At 64.4% G+C, this 16,521-nt stretch carries 12 protein-coding genes; 3 read left to right on the top strand and 9 right to left on the bottom strand.

Features of this window, described 5'->3' with window-relative positions:
• From FB560_RS13920 to FB560_RS13900, 6 genes are all read right to left on the bottom strand, one after another.
• The gene (locus tag FB560_RS13920; RefSeq protein WP_170198136.1) at positions 1-858 is read right to left on the bottom strand and encodes a polysaccharide pyruvyl transferase family protein; all 858 of its coding nucleotides are present in this window, start codon (positions 856-858) and stop codon (positions 1-3) included.
• Positions 855-2,300 (bottom strand): lipopolysaccharide biosynthesis protein, encoded by a 1,446-nt coding sequence (locus FB560_RS13915; protein ID WP_267901906.1) that lies wholly within the window; start codon positions 2,298-2,300, stop codon positions 855-857. Before FB560_RS13915 ends, FB560_RS13920 begins: the two co-directional genes overlap by 4 nt.
• Positions 2,287-3,444, bottom strand: a complete 1,158-nt coding sequence (locus FB560_RS20720; protein ID WP_170198134.1) for a glycosyltransferase — start codon at positions 3,442-3,444, stop codon at positions 2,287-2,289. Before FB560_RS20720 ends, FB560_RS13915 begins: the two co-directional genes overlap by 14 nt.
• The gene (locus tag FB560_RS20715; protein ID WP_170198133.1) at positions 3,441-4,838 is read right to left on the bottom strand and encodes a hypothetical protein; all 1,398 of its coding nucleotides are present in this window, start codon (positions 4,836-4,838) and stop codon (positions 3,441-3,443) included. Before FB560_RS20715 ends, FB560_RS20720 begins: the two co-directional genes overlap by 4 nt.
• 76 nt (positions 4,839-4,914) lie before the next feature.
• The gene (locus FB560_RS13905) at positions 4,915-6,150 is read right to left on the bottom strand and encodes a glycosyltransferase family 4 protein (RefSeq protein ID WP_141872920.1); all 1,236 of its coding nucleotides are present in this window, start codon (positions 6,148-6,150) and stop codon (positions 4,915-4,917) included.
• An 11-nt stretch (positions 6,151-6,161) separates the two neighbouring features.
• On the bottom strand, positions 6,162-7,427 hold the full coding sequence (locus tag FB560_RS13900) for a nucleotide sugar dehydrogenase (RefSeq protein WP_141872919.1): 1,266 nt from the start codon (positions 7,425-7,427) through the stop codon (positions 6,162-6,164).
• 479 nt (positions 7,428-7,906) lie between these two features.
• On the opposite strand from FB560_RS13900, the gene FB560_RS13895 reads away from it, so the two are divergent.
• Together FB560_RS13895 and FB560_RS13890 are read left to right on the top strand one after the other, a co-directional pair.
• A complete protein-coding gene (locus FB560_RS13895; RefSeq protein WP_170198132.1) occupies positions 7,907-9,646 on the top strand; it encodes a DUF4012 domain-containing protein in 1,740 nt (579 codons plus the stop codon).
• A 69-nt stretch (positions 9,647-9,715) separates the two neighbouring features.
• The gene (locus FB560_RS13890) at positions 9,716-10,843 is read left to right on the top strand and encodes a nucleotidyltransferase family protein (RefSeq protein ID WP_141872917.1); all 1,128 of its coding nucleotides are present in this window, start codon (positions 9,716-9,718) and stop codon (positions 10,841-10,843) included.
• Positions 10,844-10,951: 108 nt separating this feature from the next.
• Here the strand turns inward: FB560_RS13890 and FB560_RS13885 are convergent, their stop codons facing one another.
• The 3 genes from FB560_RS13885 to FB560_RS13875 are packed head-to-tail and all read right to left on the bottom strand — an operon-like array spanning position 10,952 to position 13,610.
• Positions 10,952-11,947, bottom strand: coding sequence for a glycosyltransferase (locus FB560_RS13885; protein WP_170198131.1), 996 nt, complete (start codon positions 11,945-11,947; stop codon positions 10,952-10,954).
• Positions 11,944-13,056 carry a DegT/DnrJ/EryC1/StrS family aminotransferase gene (locus tag FB560_RS13880; RefSeq protein WP_170198130.1) on the bottom strand — a complete coding sequence of 371 codons (1,113 nt, stop codon included), beginning with the start codon at positions 13,054-13,056 and terminating at the stop codon, positions 11,944-11,946. The genes FB560_RS13885 and FB560_RS13880 overlap by 4 nt, the downstream gene beginning before the upstream one ends.
• Entirely contained in the window at positions 13,005-13,610 is a 606-nt protein-coding gene (locus FB560_RS13875; RefSeq protein WP_170198129.1) for an LbetaH domain-containing protein, read from the bottom strand. Before FB560_RS13875 ends, FB560_RS13880 begins: the two co-directional genes overlap by 52 nt.
• A gap of 161 nt (positions 13,611-13,771) precedes the next feature.
• Between FB560_RS13875 and FB560_RS13870 the strand changes: the two genes are divergently transcribed.
• The gene (locus FB560_RS13870; RefSeq protein ID WP_141872913.1) at positions 13,772-16,513 is read left to right on the top strand and encodes a rhamnan synthesis F family protein; all 2,742 of its coding nucleotides are present in this window, start codon (positions 13,772-13,774) and stop codon (positions 16,511-16,513) included.
• Positions 16,514-16,521: the final 8 nt, after the last annotated feature.

The raw sequence follows: 16,521 nt of genomic DNA, 5'->3' as shown, positions 1-16,521 counted from the left end.
TCACACAGCGGATCGCGGCTCCGCGCCCGATCGCCAGAGGTCGATCGGGAACGCCTGCTGCAGCGGCTTGGGCACCCATGCTGCGAGCGGGTTCTCGTGGATGTGCCGTGAGGCCAGTAGCTTCTTGGCGTCCTCCACAGTCTCGGCGACAGGTACCTCGGTCCTTCCGGTGCCCTCGAAGTAGTCCAAGTACTTGAACGATGGCTCTGTGCTCGACTTCATGGCGGCGACCGGAATGCCGAAGGCCTCGGCGAGGATCACGCCATGAAGCGAACTCGCGATGACCTGTTCGCTCTGCACGATGTGCGAGATGACATCCCGGAACTCTCCACGCGGGTCGATCACCCCGGCGGTCTGGCCGAGCAGCTGATAGTCGTGGAAGTTCGGCACGATCGTCAGGTGGTGGCGTTTCTCCTGCGCGAGTGCAGCGAATTCCGGAAACAGCGCTGGGGTCAAGAGCGCTGGATCGCCGTAGACCTCGGGGACATTGATGTTTCGAGCGAGCAGCCACTGTCGGGTCAGCGGTCCTCGCACGGCACGTACGTCGAGTTGCGCGAATCGGTAGGCAGATTCCGCAACCTTGCCGTTGACGCCGGTTCCCCAGATCACGTCTCCCGTTCGGGCCATATGCATAATCGACCCGATAGACAGCAGGCGTCTGGTTCGAGGGCGACGCAGTGTGCGGCTTCTTACCGGCGCGTGCGCATCGAGTGACCTCTCTACGACAGCTGGGCCCATGACGTCGCCGAAGTTCTCTACGCGATCGCCGATACCCAGCGCTCGCAATGGACGCGGTGTGGTGCCACGAAGCGGGTTCCAATGAACCACTTTGACGCCCTGAACATTGTGAATCGTCATAGGGAGCTCCGAACGAATTGGTAGATCACATGGAAGTCGCGTCTCAGCCCTCGGGACAGAACCGCCAGCAGGGCATAGGACAGAAGTGCGCATAGGGCTTGAGCGCTCAGGATGAGGATGGGAGGCAGCTGGAAACCGACCAGCCACAGCCCGACGAGAAATGTCAGAGTCCCGGCGATGATGTGCGCGACCATCGGACGAACGGATTCGCGAAGCAGCGGCTTGATCTCTATGCCGATCGCCCGCACGGGCCAGATCGTGAGTACGAGCCAGTTCAGAACGAGACCGAGCGACACACCCGCTGCGACGCCGAGGAGACCGAACTGCACACTCACCAAGATCAGAGCGATCATCAACACCCGGGTTACGACCGAGAACTTGAGCTGCAGGGTCGTGCGTCCTGTCGCTAGGAAAGCCCAGTAGTAGGCATATCCGGACATCTGGAAGAAGCCGCCGACCGCGAGGATCGAGAGGACGGGAGTAGCACCGCTCCATCCCGCTCCGAGGAAGACTCCGATCACGGCCTGCCCGGCCGCGAGAAGGAAGGTCAGCGCAGCTCCGATGAGGAGAATAATCAGGTGGTGAGCACGACGGATCGCCGAGTTCAACCGGCCCATGTCGTCTTGCTGGCGGGCGAGTACGGGCAGTGCAACTCGGGTGAGCGGCGCTGCGATCTGCTGCATGGGCAGCTTGAACAGCTGGTAAGCACGGTCGTAGAGCCCCAGCTGCGCTGGGCCAAGGTAGCGGCCTATGAGAACAGAATCGATGCTCGAGCTCACGTAGTTGAGCGCTTGGACGCCGAACGCTGACAAGCCAAAAGTCAGCAGGCCTCGCATAGGCGCCCGCGCGGGGAGCCTGGGAATCCAACGAGTTCCCACGGCCACAATCAGCAACCGGACCGAGAGCGTGACCAACTGCTGTGCGACCAGACTCCAGACGCCCGCACCTGACACTGCCAGGAGGATCGCGACCAGTAGACCGGTGATCGGAGCAACCACGTCGGCGACGGCCAACAGCTTGAACTTCATCTCGCGCGCAGCGTCTGCGTAGTACTGAGTCGTCAATGAACTGAGGACGAAGACCGCTGACAATGCACAGATCAGTGGTACGAGTCCGCCCTGCCCGTAGAAGTTCGCGAGGGGATCAGCGAACGCGAACAGAAGGAGCGCTGCGATCAACCCGATCCCGGAGTTGACCCAGAACAGGTTGCTGCGTTGCTGATCCGAGATCGATCGGGCTTGCATCGATGCCGATGAAAGCCCGAAGTCGCCGATAAGAACCGCCGCTCCGGTGATTGCGGCGATCATTCCGAAGTAGCCGAAATCGCTCACGGTCAACAAACGAGAGAGCACCATGATGCTCACGAGTTGGACCCCGAACCGGAGAATCTGTCCTGTGATAGTGAGCCGAGCGCCGCTGGCAGCTGCGCTAGCTACTGACACGGTTGGCTCCTGCCTCGGTATCACTATCTGCGGCGTTGCGCTGGGAGTGCTGAACGAAGTCGGGCGATGCCTCGACGAACGATCGCATTCTTGCTGGGACTTCGCGACGAGAGTGCGACCTGGAAAGGTCGCGGATGCGAACCAGAAGTTGTCGGTACAGCCCGCCGATGTCGTCCCACTGGCGGCGTGAAAGGTCTGGAACTGCTCCTGAGGAAGCGATGTCATGGGCAGCAGCGGCGGACGCCTCGCGCGCCCATTCCTCGTCACTAGCCGACGTAGGCAGGATTCGTACCCAACTCGTGCCGATCTCCGACGCGAGTGCGGCGTTCGCGGGGCTATCCGGTACCAGGATGGGGCGGCCTGCGGAAAGCGCCAGTAGCGCTACACCTGAGTTGTACATATGCCGATACGGCAGGATTGCCGCCGAAGACTGAGCGATGCAGGCGAGCAGGTCGTCGTCGTCCAGGTATCCGAACTCCAGAGAGAGACCCTGTACATCGGCCCCCTGTCGGCGAAGTTGCTGCAGATAGTTCTCATCATTGCCGGCGCCCACGATCCTGAATGAGACCGTCGACGGATCGGCTATTTTGGCTGCACCGATGACCAGCTCTAGGCCCTTATAGGGGCGAACATTTCCGAAGCACAACACGTTCGGAACCGGTGATCGCAACGGACGGGACGTGCTCGGCTTCACGGGGTAAGCGCCATGGAGGACGACACAGCCATGGGTGTAATCGTTCGTCTCAGCCTCGTTGAGGTATGCGCGGAACGTCACCAGGCGAGTGATGCGTCGATAGAAGAATCGCTGCCATCGTGAGCGTGTTGCTTCGTGCGGCGCTTCGTTATGCACCGTGTAAAGGACTGGAATCCGGGCCACGACGATGCGGACGATCAGGATGCTCAGGAGGGCGTACTTCACGAGCTGTTTGACGGGGCTGGAACCCTTCGCGAGCAACTCCGGCCAGTGGAGGCTGAACACATCGATACGTCCTGCGATCACGTATCGCGGCGTGAAGTAGTGGATCTGAACATCGTCGGAGGACACTGCGCCTGTGAACAGATTCACGAAATGGTTGTCGGCGTTCCTTGGCCGATTGTAGGAAACGAGAGCATGGAGTTTGTGGTCCGGTGCGTCGGTGGTCAAGATCGTGATTCCTTCGGATGCGCGGTCGCCCTGCCCGTCGTGCTTCTGCGGCCTCTGAGGTGGAGCTTTTCCTGCGCGGCGCCGGGGGATTCGAGGCCCGTCCAGTCTCCCGCATCGTGGCGCTTCACCAGGTCGCCCAACAGACCGCAGACCAACATCAGCAGAGGGAGCAGGAAGCTTCCGAGGATGCCGTATCCCGTGTACATGATGGCAACCAGCCCTGGCAACGCGGCGATCAGTGTGATCGTTGCCGGGTCGCGTTTCGTCTTGTCGAAGAACCGCACCAAGGCGCGTCCGAACAGCCAGACGAGAGGAAAGAGGAAGATCGCGGTGAGGATTGGTCCCAGTTCTGTCAGAAGCAGGAGGAAAGCGTTGTGCACGGGGAAGCCGGTCGCTGTGGTGGCGTGGAACTGGCCGACCACAGAAACATACGAGTTGATGCCGACACCTTCGAGGAAGGTTCGGTTCAGCTGCTCCATCGCACCTTCGATCAGCTGCGGGCGAATTGAGCCCTCGGGGTCGCTCAGCAGTCGCGCCAAAGTCGAGTCGCCAGTGGCAACCACGACGATGCCGGCTCCGATGATGATTGAGAATCGTTGGCCGAAGCTCATCCGCCCCGGCGAGAGAACGAGCCAGATGGCGAGTGCGAGCACCGTTGCGATGACGTTTGCTCGGCTGATCGTCAGCGTAGCGATCAACGTCGCGATCATGATTCCCACCAGAACGGTGCGCCTCAGCCGGCGGGAGTCTGAGGACGCAAGCGGCATCAGAGCCAGCATCAGCAGAAAACTGACCTTGCTCAGGTTCGCGGGATTGCCGAGTGTGCCGATCACGCGCTCCGTACCGACGAGCAGTTCGCCGGACCCTGCCGTCAGCTGAATCGGTAGGGAGAAGCCGAGAATCTGGAGGACGGACACGATGAGTTCGCCCAGCAGGATGACGACGACAAATCGGGCGAGAAAGAGTTGGTTCTGAGCGCTGGACGCAACGAAGGATGCGATCCCGACCCCCAGTGGCCAGCACGCCAACGCCATCCCCAGGTGCCACACTCCAGACCACTGCTGCGACGTACCGCCCCAGACGAACACGACGAAGATGACGAGAATGATCATGAAGACGGTCAAGCTCGCAGGCGCCTTGATCACCCGCGGTCTGCGCAGCAGATAGAAGGCGAGCGCCAACGCGATGCCGACGTGGTATGACATGACGGTGATCGTGGACTGCGCGAGACCCACGTGGAGTGGGTCAAGCGTGCCGATCGAGACGATCGATCGCGGGAACACTGCCACCGTCAGAATCAAGAAGGCGATGGCGAAGCGCTCCGCGACCTGGACCCGTGCGGAGAAGACGATCGCGGCCATGGCGATACCGACTGCGAGGTAGAGAATTTGCATCAGCGGCACCTCTCGCTGACAGTGAGCCTGTTCTCTGGAATCGCTGAGCGGGGGACGAGGAGCGCAACCACGGTCATCATCGATGTGTGAGCGTTCGCTGCATGCGGGCGGTGGACTCTGCAACGTCGATGAAGCGCGTGGCGAGATCGTCGCGAGAGAACTCGGAACGAGCGAGGTCGGCTGCCGCCCGTGAGAAGAGAAGGAGACGTTCGGGATCCTGCAGAAGCGCGGTCAGTTGGACTGCGGCATCCTCAAGGTCGAATGAGTCGAGCACGATGCCGATCCCATGGCGCGTGATGAGGTCTGCTTGCCATCCGCCGTGATTGATCGCGATAGGGGTGCCGCTGGCCAGGGCATCGAAGAACTTGTTTGCACTATTCGCTTCCATCGCGGGGTTCGGTACCACGACGGAGGTCGCCACTGTTGCGGCCGAGAGGACGCTAGGCATCTCCGATTTGGGTACAGGGGGTAGAACCCGGACCTTGTCCCCGGCAAGGCCCAGTTCCTCTGCGCGTGCGGCGACCTGCTCGAATTCGGCACCGGCCCCCATGAGGACGAAAACGACATCATCGGCGGACTTGGAGATGATGCTCGCCAACTCGACCAGGTAGCCGACTCCGTTAGCAGCGCCGAATGTTCCGCTGTACAGCACCACAGACGAGTCTTGAGGAATCGAATGCGCTTCGCGCCATCGGGACCCGTTGCTCGCATCGACGTCGAACAGCTCGATGTCCGATGCGTTCGGGATCACGGTCACCTGATCGCGGTCGGCTCCATGAAGGCACGCATCGTCCTTCATGCCTTCAGACAGGGCGATCACATGAGCTGCTCGGCGGTACGCAAAACGCTCAAGCCATCGCGCAAGCGTCTTCATGATCGGGTTCTTCAAGTACCCCAGCGCAATCGGCACGGTTGGCCACGCATCACGTACTTCGAAGACGATCGGTGTCGCTCTTCCCACACTGGCGTACCACGCGGGAAGGATGATTGTCAGCGGAGTGCTCGTCGCGATCAGTAGGTCCCCGCGGAGCGTTCGCGCCCGACGCGCCGACTTGACCGCGAAAAGTCCGAAAGCGCGAAGGCGCTGGATGAAACCCATCGAGTTGTTGTATTCGACGGGGAGACGGTGGACGTGAATGCCTTCCACGACGTCGAGGCTCCAGTCGCGAGCGAGGCCGTCAGCGTCGCGAAGGGACGTGACGATGTGGACTTCATGGCCTCTTTCTACCAAGCGCCGTGCAAACTCGTACGAACGGGTGCTTCCCGACTGTTCAGGAGTGTTGAAGTACTGGTGCAGGTAGACGATTCGCATGTGCCGGATACTCAGAGCCGCGTAATGTTCTCGCCGCGGAGGGCGTTTCGCGTGTCGAGCACGGGCGTCGTCGAGTTGGTGAGCACCTGCGCGTCGAACTCGTCATGGTCGGTGACCACGATCGCGAGATCGAACGCGTCGATGCCGTCGTGGTTCAGGTCGACGCGGACGGCGCCCGTAGGCCACTGGTGCTCCGAAACGTGCGGGTCGGCAGCCGAGACTTCGGCGCCGAGCTGCGTGAGCAGCTCGATGATGCGCGTGGAAGGTGCCTCGCGCACGTCGCCGGTGTTCTTCTTGTACGAGAGGCCGACGATCAGGATCTTCGACCCGTTGACCGCCTTCTTGTACGTGTTGAGGAGGTCGATCGTCCGCTCGACGACGTAGCTCGGCATGTGCTCGTTGACATCATTGGCCAGCTCGACGAAGCGGAAGGACTTGCCGAGCTCGCGGCGCACCTGCCAGGAGAGGTAGCTCGGGTCGACCGGGAGGCAGTGACCTCCGACACCGGGGCCCGGGGTGAACTTCATGAAGCCGAAAGGCTTCGTGGCCGCCGCATCGATGGACTCCCACACATCGACCCCCAGCTGGTTCGCGAAGACAGCGAGCTCGTTGACGAGTGCGATGTTGACATGACGGAATGTGTTCTCGAGCAGCTTGGTGAGCTCGGCCTCACGCGTGCCGGAGACGGGCACGGTGCGATCGACGATCTTGTCGAAGAAGGCCTGGACGTGCTGGAGGGAGCCGGAGTCGATCCCCGACACCACCTTCGGGGTGGTCTGCAGGTTCCACTTCTGGTTGCCGGGGTCGATGCGCTCAGGAGAGTAGCCGACGTAGAAGTCGTCACCCGCGCGCAGGCCGCTGCCGGCCTCCAGGATCGGAACGAGAAGCTCCTCGGTGGTCCCCGGGTAGGTGGTCGACTCCAGGATCACCGTTGCTCCGGCTTCCAGGTGGGTCGAGAGCGAACGACCCGCTTCTTCGATGAAGGTCAGATCGGGCAGGGACTCGCGGAGCGGGGTCGGCACGCTGATGACGGCGATGTCGAAGCCGCTGGCGTCGTCGTAGCTCGTGGTGGGCGTGTAGCGACCGGACTCGAGGGCGCTCGACAGCTCTGCGCCGCTGATGTCCTCGACGAACGATTCCCCGTTGGAGAGCGCCCGCACGCGGCGTTCGTCGATGTCGAGCCCGACGACGGTGAAGCCGGCGTCGACTGCCCTCATGGCGACGGGGAGCCCGACGTATCCCTGACCGATAACTACGACCTTCTGCGGCGTGGACATGAGACCCTTCGAATGCGGTGGAGATGGCGACGCGCCGGTGTCTGCGAGACCCGACATACCGGAAAAGCACGAAGGCGCAGACGATAGAAGTCTAGCGAAAGGACTAACGCCGCCAGGCAGCGAGTCTTCGTTCGTCATCAGGTCGCTCGTTCGAACAGTCGCCATCTTCGCCGGTCACGGCGTGCAGTCGTCCGTCAGCCGCGCTGTGCTTGAATCGAGTCATGAGCGACTCACCCGACCAGCCGCCTGCCCTCCGACGTGATCGGACGCGGCGCGAGATCGACGAGAACATGGAGGCGCTCTTCAGCAGCCCCCCGCGATCAGATGATGACTCCGCTCCTTCCGTCCCCGGCGACGATGCTCCAGTTCGCTCGGATTCTGCTCGGTCGGAATCACGCACGAAGAGTTCATCCTCGCGAGGTGGCCACCACCGATCGCGTCGCAGCAGGAGGCGCCGGCGGATCTGGATCTGGAGTTCTGTGGCTGTCGTCGTCGTTGCTCTGGGAGTCGGCGGCGCGTTCGTCGGCAAGCGCGTGTACGACCAGGCGATGACGGCGCGCGCTCATCTCACAGCCGCTATGCCGTACGTCAATCAGGTGAAGTCCGCCCTGCTCGCGAGCGACGTCGATGCCGCTGGGCAGGCTGCGCAGGCGTATGTGAAAGAGGCTTCCGCGGCGCAAGCGGCGCTCGACGGCCGAGCATGGAGCGCGCTTGAGCAGATCCCCTTGCCCGTCTTCGAGAACCTTCGGGCCGTGCACACGGTCGCTGACGTCGCCGAGGAGGTCGGCACACAGATCCTGGTACCGGCGTCGTCCATGACACTGGCATCGATCGCCCCATCGGGAGGACGCGTGGATGTTGCCGGTCTCTCCACGATTCAGTCGACCGTGGCCGAGATCGGGGAAGCGGTCGATGGCATCGAGGGCCAGCTGGACGCGATCGATCGCGTTGCGCTCATCGAACAGGTCGGCACGGGCGTGAAGCAGGTTGATGACGCCGTTGGGCAGGTGCGCGCCCTCGTGGGTCCGGCCCAGGACATCCTCGGGATACTTCCGGGGCTTCTCGGCGCCGACGGACCGCGAAACTACCTGCTCATGTTCCAGGGAAACGCCGAGGCGCGTGCCAGCGGCGGCAGCCCCGGCTCGTTCGTCGTCCTCCGCGCGGATCAGGGCGCCATCACTTTCGAGAAGGATGTCGCCGCGACCGAGTTCCCGTTCGCCATCCCCGAGTCCGTCGTGCCGCTCGATGCGGAGACGACGGCGCTGTACTCCGACATCGTGGGCCGTTGGACGGCGAACATGACGTCGACTCCCGACTTCCCGACGACCGCGGCACTTCTGCAGGGGTGGTGGGCGACCCAGTTCGATGATCAGATCGATGGAGTCGTCTCCGTGGATCCGGTGGCTCTGAGCTACTTCCTGGAGGCCACCGGGCCGCTCACGCTCGCGACCGGCGACGTGCTCACCAGCGAGAACGCCGCGGCGCTCCTCATGAATGAGGCCTATTTCATCTATCCCGACGGGCGCGACTCGAACGCCTTCTTCGCTGGCGCCGCAGTCTCCGTGTTCAACGGATTGCTCGCCGGGGGCGCCTCTCCGGTGAAACTCATCGACGCCGGGAGCAAAGCCGCGGTTGAAGGGCGATTGAAGGTTTGGGTGCCTGACGCCGACGCTATGGCCGTCATCGACGGATCTCCTGTCGCCGGAACTCTTCCGATCGACAACGACGAGGAGACGGCCATCGGCGTCTACTTCAACGACACGACCGGTTCGAAGATGGACTACTACGTTGATGCGGCGGTCGCTGTGGAGACCGACCAGTGCACGGCGTTGGGAGCACCCAGCTGGACGACCTCGGTCACTCTGCAGAACGGGATCACGCGGGACAAGGCGAACACTCTGCCGCGGTACATCACCGGACCGTACTTCACCCCCGGAGACATCGGGACCGACTACATCGTCTACGCCCCAGTCGGAGCGACGATCGAGAGTTGGACAGTGAACGGGGAGGCGCGCGATGCGCTCGCACATACGACCCATCTCGGGCGTGATGCGATTCGGGTGAACATCGTTCTGAAGCCGGGAGAGTCCGCCACGCTCCAGGTGCTCATGAAGGGTGCGGAGGCTGCCAAGGGAGCCTCTTACGGACCGCTGACCGTCAAGCACACGCCGATGGTTCGCGAAACCAGCGTGGATATCGCCGCGAAGGGATGCAGCTGAAGCGAGCGAGGCGGTCAAAGCCGTCGAGTCGATCGCTCGTGCCGCGATAGCATTCCGAGCGGAGGGTAGATGTCTTACTGGGTGGCCGCGAGCTTCGGCGCGCTGGACGTGCGTGAGCACGATCTCGCCGCCGACGGATACGAGTTCGTCGTTACGCCAGTTGATCCGGCGCCCCCGCAGATGCTCTGGGGCGAGGGCGCGGCTCTCTGGTTCCAAGCTCTCGACTCCGCTATCGATGATTCTCGGGTCGATCAGTCGACCCGAGAGACGCTGGCGCAGTTGCACGAGCTCGGCGTTGTGGTCCGAACAGAATCACCGGTCGTTACGAGCGGACGCTTGAGCCGGCCCTGGCTCATCTCTTTCCAGCATGAACTCGTCTACGCCCTCCTGAGCAACGTGGCCAGGGAAGCGGGAATAGACATCATCTTCATCAAGGGACCGGTGCTGCACGCACAGGGACTGAGGGATAAAGAACATTCCGGCGATGTCGATTGCTGGGTCCGTCCAGGTGATGAGAAGGTTCTCGTCGCCGCCATGGAGCGCTGGGGATGGCGAGTTGCTCGTGCCGCATTCGACGGAACCATCGTTGCGCACTCCCGAGCGCTGGTGCCGGGCGCGTGGGGCTGCGAGATCGATGTTCACACCCGATTCCCGGGGGTGACCACTGACGTGTCCGTGGCGTTCGATTTTGTGCTGGCCGGGGCAGCGCGCCATACCTTCGCCGGGGCTGTCGTACATGTTCCGTCTCGTCCAGTCCATGCAGTGATATATGCACTTCATGAGCTCCGCCCGGTGGCCGGGGTTCAGCACACCGCAGATCAACGTGCTCGCGCCGTCCGTGCGCTCAGCAGTGCGGGAGAAGAGACCGTTGATGCGACGGAGACGCTCGGGGCGGGGTTCGTACTTCGAAGCGCTCTGGCAGAGAGCTTTCCCGACGCGGACCTGTCGCAGATCGGCACCCGTGTTCCCTGGGATTGGGGATGGCGGTCGATCGCATCTGTCCCGCGGCGTCAGCTGGCGGCTGTGCGCCTGCTTCCCTGGGGTGAGAGAGCACGTGTGCTCGTCCGTCTCCTTTGGCCGTCGACCGATGCGTCGCAACTCATGCGCGCAGCGGCCGTCAGGCCGCGGAAGCGCTTGTTCGTCGTGCGGGTGCAGCGCTTGAAGGATGGCGTGATACGGCTCGTGCGGAACACCTGATCGAACCGAGCCAGCGCGAGGAGAACTCTGGTGGTGAAGAGCGATGAGGGCTCTCCAGGTCGTGAGTTCGCGCCGGGCCTAGCCGATCGCCTTCCGCACTGCTGAATCTCAGGATACGGACGCGTGAGGTCCTCGGTTTCGCTGCGACCGGCGTTCTCCATCCTTCCTCCGCAATGCCCTGACGACGAACTTGATGCTGCGCGGCGCCTTGCTCCGCTGACGTTCGTAGGTCACGGGCTCTTTGGTCTGCGCGAGCAGGCGAGTGCCACTCCGGCGCAGGCGGCGAGCTCTCAGGAACTCACGGAAGTAGTACGGATGGAGCGCCCAGAGCCAAAGCAAGTCTGCGAGACTCCTTGCTCGTTCCCTGCGATATCGGCCTGGGGAGACCGTGCGGTCGAAAGGCAGATCGAAATCGAAGTCTGCTTCGAAGCTCTCGGGTCGGTCCCGCAGTCCTCTCACGCCATTGGCGATGTTGGAGCCGTGGATGATCTGCATCCAGCGCGGCGGTCCGACGATGTTCAGCAGATCGGCGAACCATCGGCTCCGGCCATGGCTCAGGCTTTGGAACACCGTGCGGGGCGCGTCGGACTCCACCCGTTTCTCGACATACGAGATGAACGGGTTCGACGGCTCGTCGTAGCGATACACCTCGCCAGTGCGTTCGACCTGAACTCCGCACAGCAGGTTGATGTAGAGCGACTCTTGATGGTCGAAGTGCGACTGCACATCAGCGACGAACTGGCGAGCGATCGCATCGTCGCTGTCTATGCGCGTCGTGATCAAATAAGGGGCTGACGATACATCTGCGACAGCCCGCTGCGCGATGGCGCTCGACCACGATGACACGTAGACCGGGGTGAAAAGTCCGGGTCTCAGCGCCTCGATCTCCTCGAGCAGCCAGACGGGCGTATCGATGTCGAAGAAGACGAGCCACTGGAAGTCGCGTTCGGTCTGACGAGCCGCAGACGCGGCGAGCGCATCGCGGAAGAACGCCCACCGATACGCCAGCCAGTCCTCGTCGATGGGAGGCGATTCCGGGAAGCGCACGCTGAAGCGGGTGAGGATGACGTGATCGAAATCTCGGGTCGGGCTTGCGGAGGTCACGATGAGAACACCTCGGAGATCGAGTCGATGTGGCGTTGTTGCACGCGGCCGTGGAAGGGCAGAGCTATGGCGCTCCGGGAGAGTTCATCGGTGTCGCGTGCGGTCGACCCCACCACCGGCCGGTCCGCATACCGCTCACCCTCGCCGCACAGGGCGGGGAAACCCCGTGCGATCACGTCATGCTCGGCGAGTTCACGGATGATGCTCGCCTGCTCCTGTGGGTCGCAGCGCACCACGTCCATCACGAGCGCGCGGCGGCGCTCCGGTGCGTGCACTCGCACGCGCGAACTGCTTTCCGCTGCCGTCGCGTAGGCGAGACGCAGCGACTCACGTGCGGCGACCTCGGCCGAGAGCCGGGGGAAGGTGGCCAGACCTACGGCGGCGGCGAGCTCGGACATCTTGCCGTTGATGCCCGCGTGCAGGTCATGGTCGCGGTCGATGCCGAAGTTCACGGCGTGGCGGAGGCGCTGATCGAGTTGGCCGTCGTCCGTCGCGACGAATCCGCCTTCCCCGGTGTGCAGCAGTTTGGTCGCGTGCAACGAGTAGGCCGTCGCCGTGCCGCGACCGACGATGTCGGCGAAGCCGTAGGCGTGCGCGGCGTCATAGACGACAGGGAGTCCGTGAGCTTCGGCCAGGACGTCCAACGCCGTGTCAGTGGCGACGCCGAAAAGGTGCACGGGGAGGATGGCGACGGTTCGGGCGTGGATCGCCTGTTCGACAGCCGAGGGATCCAGAGTCAACGTGTGCGGGTCCGACGAGACGAACACCGGCGTCAGACCGGCCGCCTCGATCGCGAGGGGTGTCGCACGGAACGTCAGAGGTGAGGTGATGACCTCGCCGCCACGGGGCAGTCCGAGCGCGAGCAGCGCTGTCGTCAGCGCGGATGTGCCGGACGCCGTGGCCACGACGTGACGCCACCCTGCGGCTTCCTCGAGACCTCGTTCCAGTTCGGCGACGAGGGGTCCGCCGTTCGACCATCGGGCGCGTTCCCAGATCCCCTGGGCGAGCGTCCCGAACAGTTCGGCGTCGGGAGCGAGCGGCTGGCCGAGCGTGACGGTCACTGTTCGCCCGTCTTCGGTCGTCTCGCCGCTGCCCGCATGGCCTGCCACTCGGCGACGCTGACGGCTCGCGGGCTGATCACGGTCTCGCCGGGGGCGACGTCGCGGTCGACCACCGCACCGACGCCGATGATCGCGCCGTCGCCGATCGTGATCGGCCGACGGGCAGTTCCGTTCTTGATGACCGCTCCGGCGCCGACGAAGACATCGCGGCCGATATTCACATGCCCCAACACGACGCTGCTGACCGCGAGGGTGCAGAACTCGCCGATGTTCACATCGTGCGCCACGATGTCCGACAGCACGATGGTCCCGCGGCCGATGGTGGTTCCGAAGCCGACGCGGGTGGTGCAGGTGACGATCACGCCTTCGCCCAGCTGCGCGCGTGGATCGGCGAGGTGGGGTGAACCTGCGGCTCCGAGGATCGGCACTCCTGCCGAAGCCAATCGTTCGAAGACCGCTCGACGCCCAGCCGGGTCATGGATCGGGACGAAGACGGCGGTGTCGGCGAGCTCGACGAGCTGATCGAAGTCGAGGATCGGAGTACCGTCCGGGTGCGAGTCCCGCGGATCGTCGTCGGCGACGTACGCGACGAAGTCGCTCACCCCCCGCGCTTGATACGCAAGATCGAGAGCCACCTGTACACACGTACCGCTCGCGCCGAAACATGCCATCTTCGGCGGGACGGCAGACCTCCCCAGGACATACACTCTTGCAGTGTAGCGAGCAGGCCCGAGGGGGATATCGCGCTGGGGGAGATCTGGGGATGGGCACTCGTCGTACGTCGACAACTGCGGCACTCGATGCGCGGCGTCCTGACGCCCTCTTCGACCCCGCATGGTATTTCGCCACGTACGGCGACGTCGCCGCGGTCACCCGCGACGGCTGGGGGCACTTCGTCGCTCACGGCGAACGGGAAGGCCGGTCACCCGGCCCCTCCTTCGATCCGGATTTCTACCGACGCACGCACCTCGCGCTGGAAGGCACCCACCCGTTCACGCACTATGTGACGCAGGGCCGCTTGCGCGGGCACGCCCCCCGGGCTGTTGCCGTCACCGCTGCGCAATCCAGACGCGCGATGCGAGCGGCCCTGCAGGATCGCTTGAATCCCGTGCTGCTGGTCGGAAACGACGCACGATCGGCGGGAGGCCCTCTGCTGCTGCTCGAGATCGCGCGCAGGCTCCGTGCGCGGGGACGCTCGCCGGTGTTCCTGCTCAAGCAGGGTGGCCCGCTGTTCGATCGGTTCGCGGCGCTCGGACCGACCATGATCGCCGACGAAGGGTGGGACCTGGCGGCGCTCGGCGCAGAGCTGCCCGCCGACCTGCCGATCCTCGCCAACACCGGCTGGGGCGCGCTTCTCGCGGAACAGCTGGGAGTGGCGCAGCGGTCGACGGTGCTCGTCCACGAGATGCCCGATTACCTGGTCGCCCAGGATCTGCTGGGCCCCGTCTCGCGAGCCCGCGCCGTGGTCACCTCGATGCCCGTGATGGAGGCCGAACTGGCGCGGCTTCTCGTGCCGTCGCCGCGGCTGAGGACGATCATCCCGGGTATTCGCACCCCCTCGCCGTCCAGGCGCGGCGAACGCCGCGTGCGTCGGCGCCTCGCAGCACAGTACGCGTCACCCTCTCGCGTCTTCCTCGGTGCGGGCTACGCCGACGAACGTAAAGGCTTCGATCTCTTCCTCGACGCGGCGCAGAAGATCGCTGCGGTGGATGCGCGGGCGACCTTCGTCTGGTTGGGTGAGCTGAGCGGGTGGGCGCGTCCGATGGCAGACCGGGCGCTCTCCCGAGGACTGCGTCTTGCTCTTCCGGGCTTTCGCGCCGACGCGGACGACTGGTACGCCGCCACCGACGTATACCTGCTCACCTCACGCCAGGACCCGGGGCCGACGACCGTGATGAATGCGGCCGGCATCGGGGTGCCGTTCGTCGGACTGGACGCCGACATCGGACTTCGCGCACTCCCCGACGTCATTGCGGCGACGGGTGAGTTCGTCGCCGACACCGACGCGCTGGCGGCCCGTGCGCAGGAGGTGGCGCGCACGTCGTCGGCCGGAACGCGCGTCCGTCGTGCGGCTTTCGTCCGCTCATACCAGTCGCTGGATCGCTACGTGGATTCTCTGGAGGAGGTCGTGACCGAGGGGGCTTCGGCAGGCGCGCGCATCGGCTTCGCCGGTCGCGCACGCGCACGCGTACGACTCGTCTCGCTCCGTATGAGGCAGAGCAACCTGCTCCCGAGCCTCGTGCAACGGACGGGTGCTGCCGCTCTGCGGACGATCAGAGTCGTGCGCAGACGCGTGCCCGTGGTGGCTGCGCATGCGGCCGCACTGGTCACGCGCAGACTGGTATCCGTGGCGGTCGTTCAGACTTCCCGCGGGCGGTCAACGCTCGAGTCACTTCCCGACCCGGTTCACCAGGACGCGAGCGCGATCGTCCGGCTCGCTCCCGGAGATCGCGTCTGGGCCGAGAGCCCGCGCGTTCTCGCGGTCATGCCGGAGCAGGCCGACCTCCACATCGTTCGTCGCACGGGTGAGACACCGTGGGCGTTGGTGCGCGACCTCGAATCGTCGGCCCGCAGGGTCGCGCGCGTCACTCAGTACGATGCGGCAACGGCCCCGCGCTGGGCACGTACCGGCGGTCTTCCCCCGCGTCCTCGGCGCGGCAGCGGAGTCGGAGGAGTGCCGCACCCCAGTGTGACGCTCGCCCCTCGCGGGAGCATCCGTCTGCCTCGCAGCATCGGTGTCTTCGTGCACGCGTATTACCTCGACCTCGCCGTCCAGATCGCCGAGCGGCTCGCGATCATCGACCACCCGGTCTCCCTCTACGTGTCGACGACGGATGAGGCCAGAGCGGATCAGCTCAGGAGCCTGCTTCCCGATGCCGTCATCCGGGTCTTCCCGAATCAGGGGCGGGACATCGCCCCGAAGGTGTTCGGATTCGCGCCCGAGCACGCAGCCCACGACATCGTGCTGCACCTGCACACCAAGAGGTCACCGCACCGCAGCGACCTCAGCGGATGGATGTCGCACATCCTCGACTGCCTGCTCCCGTCCCCGGAGGGCGTCGCGGCGATCCTGGCGCTGCTGACCGAGACGGAGCGGATCGGCATGGTCGGTCCGGCGCTGCACCCCTCTCTCGGAGAGACGGTGCAGTGGGGTCCCAATCGCGCGATCGCCGAGGTCGTCACGTGGGGGAGAGGATGGCCGGCGTTGCCGGAGAGCGATCGACTGTCTTTCGCCGCCGGATCGATGTTCTGGGCGCGCTCGAGCGCACTTCGTGCGGTGCAGCAGCTCGAGATCCCCACGGAGGCGTTCAGCGACTCACCGGAGACCGACGGCACGTTGGCGCACGCCGTGGAGCGGCTGATAGGGGTGTCGTGCGGCGTCGCGGGCTTCGACCAGGTGTTCGTCAACCCCGTGGAACCGCCCACGGGCGAGACCACGCCGCTGACCCCGGCCGAGGTCGAGCGGATCGTACGTCGTCGTCGCGGCTTCCGTCACGACGGCTGAGCTCCCCG

The organism is Microbacterium saperdae (genome assembly GCF_006716345.1).
Lineage (GTDB): Bacteria > Actinomycetota > Actinomycetes > Actinomycetales > Microbacteriaceae > Microbacterium > Microbacterium saperdae.
Note: the sequence above shows the minus strand (reverse complement) of the source record. Positions and strands in the feature narration are given on the sequence as shown.